11 protein-coding genes are annotated in these 12754 nt (G+C 71.5%); 6 read left to right on the top strand and 5 right to left on the bottom strand.

Annotation, left to right across the window (positions count from 1 at the left end; translation table 11 throughout):
* Positions 1-39 precede the first annotated feature (39 nt).
* The 3 genes from ACZ4Z1_RS27340 to ACZ4Z1_RS27330 form a co-directional block, all read right to left on the bottom strand.
* The gene (locus ACZ4Z1_RS27340; protein ID WP_468489280.1) at positions 40-1635 is read right to left on the bottom strand and encodes a non-ribosomal peptide synthetase; all 1596 of its coding nucleotides are present in this window, start codon (positions 1633-1635) and stop codon (positions 40-42) included.
* 201 nt (positions 1636-1836) lie between these two features.
* On the bottom strand, positions 1837-3174 hold the full coding sequence (locus ACZ4Z1_RS27335; protein ID WP_468489279.1) for an MFS transporter: 1338 nt from the start codon (positions 3172-3174) through the stop codon (positions 1837-1839).
* Between the two features lie 266 nt (positions 3175-3440).
* Positions 3441-4145, bottom strand: coding sequence for a histone deacetylase (locus tag ACZ4Z1_RS27330; RefSeq protein ID WP_468489278.1), 705 nt, complete (start codon positions 4143-4145; stop codon positions 3441-3443).
* Positions 4146-4441: 296 nt separating this feature from the next.
* Here ACZ4Z1_RS27330 and ACZ4Z1_RS27325 point away from each other — a divergent pair, with 296 nt between their 5' ends.
* Positions 4442-6031 carry an alpha/beta hydrolase gene (locus ACZ4Z1_RS27325; protein WP_468489277.1) on the top strand — a complete coding sequence of 530 codons (1590 nt, stop codon included), beginning with the start codon at positions 4442-4444 and terminating at the stop codon, positions 6029-6031.
* 83 nt (positions 6032-6114) lie between these two features.
* Here ACZ4Z1_RS27325 and ACZ4Z1_RS27320 read toward each other — a convergent pair whose 3' ends face one another.
* Positions 6115-6747, bottom strand: a complete 633-nt coding sequence (locus ACZ4Z1_RS27320) for a TetR/AcrR family transcriptional regulator (protein WP_468489276.1) — start codon at positions 6745-6747, stop codon at positions 6115-6117.
* Between the two features lie 133 nt (positions 6748-6880).
* On the opposite strand from ACZ4Z1_RS27320, the gene ACZ4Z1_RS27315 reads away from it, so the two are divergent.
* The 4 genes from ACZ4Z1_RS27315 (at position 6881) to ACZ4Z1_RS27300 (ending at position 11168) form a co-directional block, all read left to right on the top strand.
* Complete coding sequence (locus ACZ4Z1_RS27315) at positions 6881-7843, top strand: zinc-dependent alcohol dehydrogenase family protein (protein ID WP_468489275.1); 963 nt, start codon at positions 6881-6883, stop codon at positions 7841-7843.
* A 335-nt stretch (positions 7844-8178) separates the two neighbouring features.
* Positions 8179-8712, top strand: coding sequence for a hypothetical protein (locus ACZ4Z1_RS27310; protein WP_468489274.1), 534 nt, complete (start codon positions 8179-8181; stop codon positions 8710-8712).
* Positions 8713-8808: 96 nt separating this feature from the next.
* Positions 8809-9645, top strand: a complete 837-nt coding sequence (locus tag ACZ4Z1_RS27305; RefSeq protein ID WP_468489273.1) for a DUF4097 family beta strand repeat-containing protein — start codon at positions 8809-8811, stop codon at positions 9643-9645.
* 191 nt (positions 9646-9836) lie between these two features.
* Positions 9837-11168 carry a chymotrypsin family serine protease gene (locus tag ACZ4Z1_RS27300; protein WP_468489272.1) on the top strand — a complete coding sequence of 444 codons (1332 nt, stop codon included), beginning with the start codon at positions 9837-9839 and terminating at the stop codon, positions 11166-11168.
* Here the strand turns inward: ACZ4Z1_RS27300 and ACZ4Z1_RS27295 are convergent.
* A complete protein-coding gene (locus ACZ4Z1_RS27295; RefSeq protein ID WP_468489271.1) occupies positions 11152-11886 on the bottom strand; it encodes a lysophospholipid acyltransferase family protein in 735 nt (244 codons plus the stop codon). The genes ACZ4Z1_RS27300 and ACZ4Z1_RS27295 overlap by 17 nt on opposite strands.
* A gap of 716 nt (positions 11887-12602) precedes the next feature.
* Between ACZ4Z1_RS27295 and ACZ4Z1_RS27290 the strand changes: the two genes are divergently transcribed.
* Positions 12603-12754, top strand: a 152-nt coding sequence (locus ACZ4Z1_RS27290) for a glycosyltransferase (protein ID WP_468489460.1), incomplete at its 3' end; no start/stop codon positions are given.

Here is a 12754-nt window from a genome sequence, read left to right as displayed (position 1 = left end):
TGGTCGCCCTGGGTGAGGGCCGGGCCGCCGGCGTCCGGGTCAGGCCACCGGGGTGGCGGTGCCGGTACTCGTGCGCCCTTCGCCGGGAGTGGTGCTTCCGGCCGGATGGCCGGCTGTGCTTCCGGCCGAATGGTGCGCTGTGCTGTCAGCCGGGTGATCCGCCGCGCCTCCGGCCGGTTCGCCGGACAGCTCGTCGGTCAGGGCGGCGAAGGCGTCGTGGACCAGGCCGTCCGGGAAGGCGTCCCGGTCCCAGGCCATCCGTACGAGCAGGTCGGTTCCGTACGAGACGGAGACCGCGAACGGCGCCTGGAGCGGCCGCCCGTCGACGTGCACCTCGCGGCCCGCGACGCCGCCCAGCCGCAGCGGCGGCCGGCGGTGCAGGTCCTCGAAGGTCAGCAGGCCGTCCAGTTGCCCCGTCCAGGGGTCGGCGGCCGTCCGGGCCGCGCGGACCACTTCGTCGAACGGGGTGTCGGCATGGTCGAGGTCGTCCCACCAGGTGGTGGTCAGGTCGTCCGGGCCGCAGGCGGCGGCCGGGTGGACGACGGTGTTGAGGAAGCAGCCGAGGACCGGCGGCGCCGCCGCGGGACGGCCGCCCCAGGGGTAACCCAGCAGCGGCGTGCGGCCGGGCGTGTGTGCTGCGCCCAGGGCGCGCGCGACACTGCCGCACGCCCCGAGCAGGACGGGGAAGGCCGTGGCCCGCCCGTCGCCGGTACGGATCGGCAGGCGCGCCTGGAGCGCGCCGGTGGGGCGCGGTGCTGCCGGTGCGGACGCCTGCTGCGCCGCGCGCCGCCCGGGAGCGGCGCTCGCGCCCCCCGCGAGCGCCGGGGCGATCCTCCGCGCCCAGTACGCGAGCGCGGCCGGCCCCGACGCCCGCTTCTCCGCGTCCAGTTGGAGGCGTACGGCCTCGCGGTACCCGGCCACGTCCGCGGCGGCGCGGTCCCGTGGTACGTCGCCGGGGCCCAGGCGCTGCCCGTACGCGGCCTCGAGGTCCGCGGAGATCCGGCCGAGCGACTGCTCGTCGCACACGGCGTGGTCCAGGGCCAGGGCGAGGATCTCCACGGCGCCCGAGCCGCCGTCGGCCGATGCCTGGATGCCGGCACCGGCCTCGGCACCGGCGACGCCGTGGGCGTCCGCCAGGAACAGCCGCAGCGGCGGGCCTTCGGGCGACCAGGCCAGCAGCGTCCGGCGCAGGGCCGCCGCCGCGCTCTCGCCGGGGCGCGGGGCCACCCGGTCCACCTGCGCCTCGGGTGCACGGAGCCGCTGTACGGGCGCGCCGCGCAGGACGTCGGGCCGTGTACGGAGCGCGGGGTGTGCGGCGGCCAGGTGACCGGCGGCGGCGCGCAGTCGCTCCAGGTCGATCGTGCCGCGAGGGAAGGCGAAGAACAGCGGTACGACATCGGGCCGTCCGCCGGGCGCCAGCCGCCGGGCGAGCAGGAACCGCCGCTGCGCACCGGTGACGGGCAGCAGCGCGTCCGGGTCACCCACACCGGCGGCGGCCTTCTCATAGCGGGCGAGGTACTGCTCGGTGATGTCGGCGGTGACTGGCCGCGCGCCGTTGCCGGTGGCGAAGTGGGGGCGGATGCCGGTTTTGGCCGGTGTGCCGGTACTGATGCCGGCCGTCGTGCTGGGGTCCACATTGACCTCCTTTGCGCCGCCGCGGACGGGGCGTTGCCTTCGAGACGTGTAAGACGTGCGAGCGAGACGTATGTGACGTACGCGGTGCATGAGACGGATGAGCGGTACGAGGGCGTGCGGACGTGGCCGCGCACGGTGGATCACGGCCGGTCCGGGTACGGGCTCCGGCTCAGCGGCCGTGGGTCCGCGACGGTGCGCGGGTCAGCCGGCGGCTCCGGGCGCATCAACTGCCTCGGAAGCCGCCCCGGAGCCGGCTCCGCGCGCCGCTGCTCCGTGCTCCGCTCCGGGAGCCGGCAGATCCCGCAGTTTCCGCAGGGGGGACAGCAGCAGCGGAAGCGGTACGAGCAGGAAGCCGGCCGCGCACACCCATACGGCGGCCCGCGGGCCGGCCGCCCCGGCGACGGAGCCGCCGACCAGCGCGCCGAGCGGCATGGTCCCCCAGACCATGAACCGCAGTGTGGCGTTCATCCGGCCCAACAGGGCGTCGGGGCAGAGCAGTTGCCGGAAGCTCACCTGGGCCACGTTGTAGACGACGGCGCCGAAGAACACGGCGCCGGAACCGAGCGCGAACCAGCCGGCGGCGGCTCCGTGGCCCGACAGCGGCCACAGCAGGGCGAACGGTCCGGTGACCACGGGTGCCAGCCAGATGATGCGGGCCTGCCCCAGCCGCCGTGCGACCGGCCCGGCGCACAGCGCACCGGCCAGTCCGCCGACGGCGGAGGCGGACAGCATCAGCCCGAGCACGCCGGGCGGCAGCCCCAGCTCCCGGGTCAGGAACACGGTCTGTACGGCGACGAGCATCGCGGAGAAGAAGTTCGCCACTCCGGTCGACACGGCGATCATGCGCAGGACGGGATGCCGCAGCACGAAGGCCAGGCCCTCCTTGACCTGCGCCGACAGCGACACACCCGGTGTGACCTCGGGCTCCGGCTCCCGTACGCGGATGCCGCGCAGGAACAGGGCGGAGGCGAGGTATCCGGCCGCGTTGGCCAGCACGGCCACCGGCGGCCCGAGCAACTGGACGATACCGCCGCCGAGTCCGGGGCCGGCCACCTGCGCGGCCGAACGGGCCGTCTCCAGCGCCCCGTTGCCCGCCACCAGCTGCGGCCCGGGCAATACCCTCGGCAGGTAGCTCTGGTGGGCCACGTCGAAGAACACGGTGGCGACACCGGTGACGAAAGCCACCACGTACAGCTGGGCCATCGTCAGGGCGTGGCACGCCGCGGCGAGCGGCACACTGCCCATGGCCGCCGCGCGCACCACGTCCGTACGGATCAGCAGCGGCAGCCGCCGGACCCGGTCCACCCAGGCGCCCGCCGGCAGGCCGATGAGCAGGAACGCGGCGGTCTCGGCCGCGGTGAGCAGGCCCACTTCGAAGGCCGAGGCGTCCAGCCCCACCACGGCAACCAGGGGCAGGGCCACGAGGGCCACTTGGGTGCCTGCCTGGCTGGCCGCGGCTCCGGCGAGCAGCAGCCGGAAGTCGCGATGGCGGAGGAGCCCGTCACCGGCGCGGCTGCCGGAGGCTCGTGAGGTGGTCACATGGCTGACATTTGGTGATGAAGAGGGGGCGGGTCAAAACGACCGTAGGGTTTCCGGACAGCTTGATCCGCATTCCGGACGCCGTACGAAGGTTTTGTCGTAAACCGTCCGTTCTCTCCGGTCCACCCTGCCCTGAGGTGACCTGCCACATCCCCACCAAACGTTCACCGAGCGACCATATTTTCGGTCGTCGAGCGAATGTCCGGTTAGCGCGGCTCGGTGTGTTCAGAATCCGTAAGGATTGCTGACGCGCGGAGCGAGGTGTGTTATGAGCCGTGAACCCAATGTGATCGCGGGTCCCTGGGCTCCGGCTCCGGCACCGGGCGGTCCACCTCCAGGGCACGCGGCGCCGTCGCCGCGTCCCGAAGCCCGCGCCGCCGCCTGCCCGTCCCCGGACGTACGGTCAGGCCCCGCCGGCACCGCTCCAGGTACTCCGTGATCTCCTCGTCGTCCCACCCGCCCGCCTCCCGCAGCCCCGACGACAGATGCGCAAGGTAGGCGTCGGTCGGCTGTGTACGCGGAACCTCGCCCGCGCTCCACGGCGCGGTGAACGTCAGCAGCGGCAGCCCGTCCAGCGTGCCGGGATGCACCAGCGTCTCGTAGCGGCCGGGCCCGAGCTGCGCCCGGCCCCGGTCCAGCACGTCGGCCAGGTCCAGGTCCGCCGCCGGGACCCGGTGCATCTCCTGGGCCGCGATGTCGGAGAACTGGCCCCGGGTCACCAGATGGGCGCGGGCCCACACCTCGCCGGGCCCGTCCGGGTCGTAGAACGCCACGCCGCCCGTCCAGTTCAGCGACTCCAGCGCGAAGTACATGCTCCCGGGCAGCACCACCGGCGCGGAACGGACCGGCGGCCGGGGATCGCGGCACCCCGGACACGTCCGCATGCCGCCCGGCGGACGCCCGCCCGCCAAGTAGTGGCGCAGCCGCGCGCCGTGCATGTTGGAGCCGTACGACACGTACCAGACGTGCACCACATCGTCCCTTCGCCCACGGACCCGGGACAAGCCGCGCAACCCGCCCGTCCCGCACCAACCGAACACACCGCCCGACCCGGATGATCCGTACGCCGAGCCGCATACCGGACCGAACGCCGAGTCGTACGCCATGGTGTGCCCGCCGGTACCGCAGATCGCTGAACGAATCCTGCGGTTTGGTAAAGAAAAGGCAGGGAGCCCTGTTCAGAGGGGGGTGACAGGAGACAGGATCCCCCGTGCAGCTCTGTGATCACCGCCGCCACGCGCGGCGCTTTATGCAGGGGGACCCCCACGTGAGAAGAACAGCAGCGCTCGGCGCCGCCGGCACCCTGGTGACCGGCACGCTCATAGCCGGAGCGATAGCCGCCACGCCCGCCAGCGCGGGCCAGCAGCACCACCGCGGCTCGGCCGAGGACCGCGGCGTGCAGGTCGCCGCCGCCCGCGCGGCCAAGAAGGGCATCGACTGGCAGGCCTGCCCTGCCGACTGGGGCCTGAAGGCCCCCATCCAGTGCGGCTATGTGACCGTCCCGGTCGACTACGCCAGGCCCGACGGCCGCACCATCAAGATCGCCGTGGACCGTATCGGCAACACCGGCGGCAAGAAGGAGCGCCAGGGCTCCCTCATCTACAACCCCGGCGGCCCCGGCGGCTCGGGCATGAAGTTCCCGACCCGCGTCACCGGCAAGAACGCGGTGTGGGCGAAGACCGCGAAGGCGTACGACTTCGTCGGCTTCGACCCGCGCGGCGTCGGCCACTCCGCCCCGATCTCCTGCGCCGACCCGCAGGAGTTCGTCAAGGCCCCCAAGGCCGACCCGGTGCCGGACAGTGAGGCCGACAAGCGCGCCCAGCGCAAGCTGGCCAAGGAGTACGCGCTCGGCTGCAAGGAGCGCAGCGGCGCCCTGCTGCCGCACATGACGACGCCGAACACCGCCCGTGACCTGGACGTGATCCGCGCCGCCCTCGGCGAGAAGAAGCTCAACTACCTCGGCGTCTCCTACGGCACCTACCTCGGCGCCGTGTACGCCACGCTCTTCCCGGACCACGTCCGCCGGATGCTCGTCGACTCCGTCGTCAACCCCTCGCGCGAGAAGGTCTGGTACCAGGCCAACCTCGACCAGGACCTCGCCTTCGAGACGCGCTGGAGCGACTGGAAGAAGTGGGTCGCCCGGCACGACGCCGTCTATCACATCGGCAACACCGAGGCCAGGGTCCAGGCGAAGTGGGAACAGCTGCGCGCCACCGCCAAGAAGAACCCGATCGGTGGCGTCGTCGGCCCGGCCGAGCTGACCAGCTTCTTCCAGAACGCGCCCTACTACGACTCCGCGTGGGCCTCGACCGCCCAGGTATGGAGCGCGTACCTGTCGGGTGACGCCAAGCCGCTGATCCAGAACGCGGGCCCCGACCTGAGCGACACCAAGGGCAACGCCGCCTCCGAGAACAGCAACGCGGTCTACACGGCCGTCGAGTGCAACGACGCCAAGTGGCCCACCAGCTGGCGCAAGTGGGACCGGGACAACACCCGCATCCACCAGAAGGCCCCGTTCATGACCTGGGCCAACGCCTGGATGAACCTGCCCTGCGCCACCTGGCCGGAGAAGCAGCGGACCCCCGTCGAGGTGCAGACCGGCAAGGGCCTGCCCAGCGTCCTGATCGTGCAGAGCACCCGCGACGCGGCGACTCCGTTCGACGGCGCCGTCGAGCTGCACAAGCGCCTCAAGGGCTCGCGCCTGATCATCGAGAAGGGCGCCGGCTCGCACGGTGTGACCGGCCTGGTCAACCCCTGCATCAACAACCGGGTCGACACCTACTTCCTGACCGGGAAGACCGACGCCAAGGACGTGACGTGCGCGCCGCACGCCACCCCGGAGCCGAGCAAGGCGTAAGCCACCACCGGCACACCGGGCCCCGTGCACCCGCGGCTGAGAAGCCCGCGGGGCGCGGGGCCCGGTGCGTTCGCGGCGCGCCGTCAGGAGCCCTCGGGCCCCGAGGCCGCCGGCCGCGCGGCGGGCGGCAGTGGTGAGCGCTCGCCGGAGGACCGGAACGCCTCGATGACGTAACCGGCGAACCGCCGCGCGGCCGCGACCCTGACCGCCTCCGAGGCGGCATGGATCCCCTTGTTCGCCATGAGCATGAGCATCAGGTCGTCCAGGACGAAGTCGGGTCGCAGGTCCCCGGCCTCCTGCGCGCGGCGGGCCAGCCCGGCAACCGCCCGCACCGTGTAGGCACGGGTCGTGGCGACGTCCGACGCGCTCCACCAGGCTGACATGAAGGCCTCGGTGAAGCCCCGGTCCCGTGCGTGCAGTTCGCAGATCCGCTCGATCACCAGACAGAAGCCGCGCCACGGATCAGGATCGGCGCACCCCTCGTCGACGAGGTCGCGGCACGCGCGCGCCTGCGCCGCGAAGACTTCGCCGATCAGCACCTGCTTGGTCGGGAACCGGCGGTACAAGGTGGCGGGCCCCACCCCGGCGCGCCGCGCGATCTCCCGCATCGGCACGTTCAGGCCCTCGGTGGAGAACAGCGCGCGGGCCGCGCCGAGAATGCGCTCGCGGTTGTCCCTGGCGTCCGCGCGCAGGGAGTGAGGCAAACAGTCGGTCACCGCTCTCACTTTACCGAAGTGGACGGGGGCGTCCGTTAGCGTCCGGACGCAGAAGAATGCGCAGCTCTGCGGGGCGCGGCCGCGGCGTCGGGCCCGCCGGCTCCGGTGCGCGCCCGAGAGGACGGAGACCACGATGAAGGCAGTCTCGATCCGCACGTACGGAGGCCCCGAAGGCCTGGCGGTCGTCGATCTCCCCGCCCCCGAACCCGCCGCCGGACAGGTGCTGATCGCCACCGAAGCGGCGGGCGTCGGCGGCGTCGACATCGTGATCCGCAGCGGAGCGCCGGCTGACCACGGCTTCACGGAAGGCCACGTCCCGGGCAGCGAGGTGGCGGGCACCGTGACCGCGGTCGGCGACGGGGTCGACGCGTCCTGGATCGGCCGGCGGGTGTGGGGGTTCACCGGCACGGGCGGAGGCTACGTCGAACAGGCCCTCGCGTCGGCCACCGCGATCCTTCCCCTGCCCGAGGGCCTGTCCGCCGCCGACGCGGTGACCCTCGGCACGTCCGGAGTGGTGGCCCACTTCGCGCTGACCCGGGCCCGGTTCGCTCCCGGGGAGACGGTGCTGGTGCGCGGCGCGGCAGGGAGTATCGGCATCATGGCGGTGCAGCTCGCGGCGCGGGGCGGTGCTGCCGCGGTGGCGGTCACGACATCGTCGGCCGAGCGCGGCGAACGGCTGCGCCGGCTCGGCGCGACCCACGTGCTGGACCGCTCCGGCGCAGGAGGGGAGGACGCTCCCACGGGCTATGACGTCATCATCGACGTCGTGTCCGGCGCGGACATGCCGTCGTTCCTCGACCGGCTCGCTCCGAACGGCCGCATGGTGGCCGTGGGCATCGTCGCGGGGCCGCCGCCGGCGGACTTCGGTACGAGGCTGATCGCGGCGTTCCGCAAGTCGCTCTCCTTCGCGACGTTCAGCGCCGACACCGTCACCGAAGACGAGCAGCGTGCCGTACGGCGCGAGCAGTTCGCCGCGGCGAGCCGCGGTGAGCTCGCGACGGTGGTGCATGAACGGCTGCCGCTCGGCCAGGCGGTGTCGGCGCACCGGAAGATGGACGCGGGCGAGGTTTTCGGGCGGATTGTGTTGACTCCGTAGTCTTTTGCGGTGTGTCAGTGCGTGGACGGTTGGGGAGCGGTGAGGGTGTCGATGTGGCGCCACGATGGCGCCAATGCGGCCTCTTCTGGCGTTCGGTGTGGCGCCGGGAATGGCGCCCCTGGTGTGTCACGTGCGACGTCTCGTCGGCCTCGCCGATCGCCGGATGGCCAGGCGTAGGATTTCTCCGGTGCGGGCCCGACTCGGAGCGGCGCTTCGTCCTCGCAGCTCAGCGGGGTGCGGGGCGGAGTGTGGAGGTTCCGTCGTGGAAGTTCGTGGCGCCGGTGTACCGCCCGTCATGGCTCGCCATGGCGCCATCGGTGTGCCATGATGGCGTCATGGATCTCACGCCCTACGTCGACAACCTCCGGCACGAACTCGCGGTGGCCGCGGACGCGGGGGGAGAGGAAGCCCGTGCCCTCGCCGAGCGGCTCACCGCGCCACTGGAATCGGCCGCCCGCCTCACCCTGCTGAACGCGCTGTCCGCCGCCATGGGGGACGTCACCCGCGACCTCGCGCCGGGATCCGTCGACGTACGGCTGCGCGGACTCGACCCCGAGTTCGTGGTGACACCGCCCCCGGCCCCCCAGCCGTACGAGCAGGAGGAGCGCGACAGCGCACCGGGCGGCGCATGGACACCCGCGCCCGCCGTCCCCGCGGACAGCGGTGACGGCAGCACGGCCCGTATCAACTTCCGGCTGCCCGCCCACCTCAAGGCCCGGGTCGAGGATGCGGCGGGCCAGGAGGGACTGTCGGTCAACGCCTGGCTCGTACGGGCCGTCGCCGCGGCGCTGGAACCCGGTGAGCGCGGCCGCCCGTCCGGCCACCGGCGGCACGGAGGCCAGCAGGGCTATACGGGCTGGGTCCGCTGACCGGCTCCGGCACCCCGGCCGCCGAGCCGGCCCCTGTTGCACCTTGACCCGCCTGACCAGCGGGAATGTACTCCACGCCATGAGGACGGGACAGCCATGCCGAACTTCGACACGCCGGAACCGATCGTCGCCACCCTCGACTTCGACGCCGCGTCGGTACGGATCAGCGCGAGCCGGCGCACGGACACGCTCGTCGAGGTGCGGCCGGCCGACGATGCCGACGAGGCGGACGTACGGGCCGCGCGGCAGACCGATGTCACCTGCTCGGGCGGCAGGCTGCTGGTCAAGGGGCCGCGTAAGCGCTCCCTGTTCAGCAGGAGCGGCACGGTCGACGTGAGCGTGGAACTGCCGGCCGGTTCGGACATCCGGGGCAACTCACCGGTGGGGAACTTCCGCTGCGAAGGGCCACTCGGCGAGTGTCGCCTCAAGACCTCGGCCGGTCACCTTCAGATCGCCACGGCGGCCACGGTGGACCTGCGTACGGACCACGGGGACGTCAGTGTCGACCACGTGGCCGGGGACGCCGACATCGTCGCGGCGGGCCGGATCGTCGTCGGTGAGATCACCGGCGGTGCCACGATCAAGAACGGCAACGGCGCGACCACGGTCGGCGAGGTCGTGGGCGACCTGCGGGTCAGCGCCGCCAACGGCCGCGTCTCCGTCGGCGTCGCGCACGCCGGGGTCGACGCCAAGTCGGCGAACGGCGGCATCCGGATCGGCGAAGTGGCCCGCGGCCGGACCGTCCTGCAGGCCGCGGCCGGCGACCTGGAGGTCGGCATCCGCCCCTCCACCGCCGTCTGGCTCGAAGCGCACACCCAACTCGGCCACCTGCACAACGACCTCGGGTCGGCGGAAGGCCCCGCAGCCGGCGAGGAGACCGTAGAGGTACGGGCCCGCACCGGCATGGGCGACATCGTCATCCGCCGCGCCTGACGCCGGAATCGGCACGTCGAACAGCCGCCCCCGCCCGGGCGGCTGTTTCGCTTTCGCCTCCATGAGCCGAACGTCCGTTCTCTTCGCTGCTATATGCTCCCGCTGCCATACGCGACCGCTTCGGCCCGGCCTGACACCACTTGACGCCGGGCCGTGCGGTGTGCCGGTCATGTCGACGAACTGGGGGGCCAGTGAAAAGACCCGTAAAAACCGCCGCAGGGCTGGGCGCGGCCGGACTTGCGCTGCTCACCACGATGGCGCCCGGCGCCCACGCGCGAACGGCCACGCCGCGTCCGCAGTACACCGAGGCCCAGATAGCGGCAATGGCTCCGGAGAAGCAGGAGAAACTGCTCGCACCGCTCCGCGCCTTGGCGGACGCCGCCGAACGCGTCGGATCGGGTGACCGGGCGGCGGACATCTACGCCGGGGTACGTATCGACGCACCCCACGGCACCGTGGAAGTCCAGCTGACCGACCTTTCCCGGGCCGCGAGATTCATCGCCGCCGTATCGGCGGCGGACCGCCACGTCGACACCGGAAAGCTCGTCCCGGTGAAGGCCGGACATACGCGTCGGGCGCTGCACGAGGCGCGCGACCGGCTGTTCGCGCAGGAGAAGGCGGGCGAACTGCCGTACAAAATCCATACCGTGGCCGTCGCGGCCGATGCCTCTTCCCTGGAAATAGCGGTGGACAAGCCCGCTGTGGCAGCCGAGGCGGACGCTACGGCACGACGGGAGGCCCCGGGCGCACGAAGTGCCGCACCGGCACACGACGTGCCCCTCGTCTTCAAGCAGGGCCGGCGCATATCCTCCGCCGCCAGAACCTGGGCCGACGTGAAATGGAAGGACAGTACGCCGTTCATCGCCGGTGACGTACTGACCGACGGCGGGCAGTACTGCTCGGCGGGATTGCCCGCCGTACGCAAGAAGGACAACAAACCCGTGATGGTGACGGCAGCGCACTGTTTCAGCAACGGCGCCAAGATATACACCGGTTCCGGGGCCACGCCCGCGTTCGGCAGGTTCTACGACGGCCTCAACGGCTTGACAGGCAATTACGCAGGTACGGTGAACGGTATGGCGACCGGCTGGGACGCCGAACAGCTCATCGGAGCCGACAACAACGCCGACACGAGCGAGACGACCAGCTACCGGCCCGTCACCAGCGTCGCCTACTCGCACAATGGCGACTTCGTCTGCCACAACGGCGCCGCGTCCTTCTTCATGAAGCGGGAAACCGTCTGCGGCATCAAGGTCACCCACGACGACATCACCTACACCCTGGACACCGGGTGGAAGGTCCGGGGCGTCGAAGGAACCCGGCTGCCCGGAAATCCGTGGGCCGCCGCGCACGGTGACAGCGGCTCCATGGTGTTCACCCCGAAGGGTTCCGTACGCCAGGCGCGCGGAATCGTTTCGGCACTGTCGGGCCCTTATCAGGGCAACGCAGGCAATTACCTTTACTGGACCGAGGCGACGGACATCCTCGACCACTTCGGCCTGAAGCTCAATCCGAAGACCTGACACCGCGCTCCGGGCGGAAACGCCGGGCCAGACCGCGTGGCGCCTGCTGCTGCGCCTTCGCCTCGTTCGCGTACATGTCCACGTACTCCTGCCCGGAGAGCCGCAGGATCTCGTACATGATCTCGTCGGTGACGGCGCGCAGTGCGGCGTGCTCGCCGTCCAGCCCGGCGAACCGCCCGAACTCCAGCGGCTTGCCGAACCGGATCGTGATCCGCTTGGCGCGCGGCAGCCGCCGCCCGGTGGGCTGCGCCTCGAACGTGCCGATCATCGCGCACGGCACCACCGGCACCTGCGCCCTGATCGCCATCGCCGCCACCCCCGTACGGCCCTTGTACAGCCGGCCGTCGTGCGACCGCGTCCCCTCCGGATAGATCCCCAGCACCCGCCCTTTGCGCAATACCGCCAGCCCGGACTTCAGGGCGGCCTGTGCGGCCTTGCCACCGGACCGGTCCACCGGAATCTGCCCGATCCCCCGGAAGAACGCCGCGGTCAGCCGGCCGCGCACCCCGGGACCGGTGAAGTATTCGGCCTTCGCCAGAAAGGTGACCCGCCTCGGCACGATCACCGGCATCACGAAATGGTCCGAGAAGGAAAGGTGGTTTCCCGCGATGATCGCCGCCCCTTCCGGCGGTACGTTGTCCAGCCCTTCCACATGCGGCCGGAAAAGCAGCCTCAGCAGCGGCCCGAGAATCACGTACTTGAGGACCTGGTAGAACACAGGGCTTCCCCCTCACGCTCCGGAACCGGCGCACCCGGGTCGTTTGCATTGTTTTCGCAGGTCAGGCGAGGTGCAAGAGGGAATAGTGTAAGTGCGGACACCGGCATTCCGTAACCACCCGTCGAGACCGGAAGCGGCCGAAAGCCGATCTTCCGGCGGGTGGCCGGGTGACCTGTGATCTTCCGGCTGGTATCGGTCACCCGCGTGCGTGCACGCACTCCGTCGTCAAGCGGTGACAGACGGTCCCGTTATCTGATCGTTCCGTCACAAGCGTTCATCCGGTATGCAGCAATCGGTCAACTGGCGGTATCGTCCCGGAAAAAGGCTGATGCCGTCCGTCTTCCGGACATGAGGGACGGACGGCGCTCTCACGGGAGGGACCGGGATGCGAACGCCTCGCACACGCCGTCACGGGCGTCCCGCGCCGGCTGCCCCGGAGCGCCCGGCGGACCACGACGGCGTGCGGTGGCAGTACGAGGGCGGGCGCGCCCAGGGCACGGTCCCGCCCGGCGCTCCGGTGCCGGTCGGAGGAGGCTGGACCATCTCCAACCCGCTGTTCTGACCCTTTGGCCGAGTGCGTCCGGCGCGACGGTCGACCTGCGCACGGACCTGACACGTCCGTGCGCAGCGCCCTTTCGGCATCCTGCCGGGCCCCGACTCGCCGCGAAACGCGTCCTGCCGCCTCGGACCTGCGATACGCGGTGCGTTCGACGTGAATGGACGGACCTTTACTTCGAAGATGGTGTTCTGTGACTGAGATATCCGTAGTTGTCATCGTCTATAACGATGCCGAGCGGTTGCCTGCTGCGGTGCAGTCGGTGTTGGGGCAGACGTTTGGTGATGTTGAGGTGGTGATTGTTGACGACTG

Source organism: Streptomyces sp. NPDC030165 (assembly GCF_055573595.1).
This window is presented reverse-complemented; position numbering and strand designations above follow the sequence as displayed.

Bases quoted from the DNA above. Each gene is read 5' to 3' on its own strand.
- ACZ4Z1_RS27315 (WP_468489275.1), top strand. From the start codon at position 6,881: ATGAAGGCAGTCTCGATCCGCACGTACGGAGGCCCCGAAGGCCTGGCG.
- ACZ4Z1_RS27310 (WP_468489274.1), top strand. From the start codon at position 8,179: ATGGATCTCACGCCCTACGTCGACAACCTCCGGCACGAACTCGCGGTG.
- ACZ4Z1_RS27305 (WP_468489273.1), top strand. From the start codon at position 8,809: ATGCCGAACTTCGACACGCCGGAACCGATCGTCGCCACCCTCGACTTC.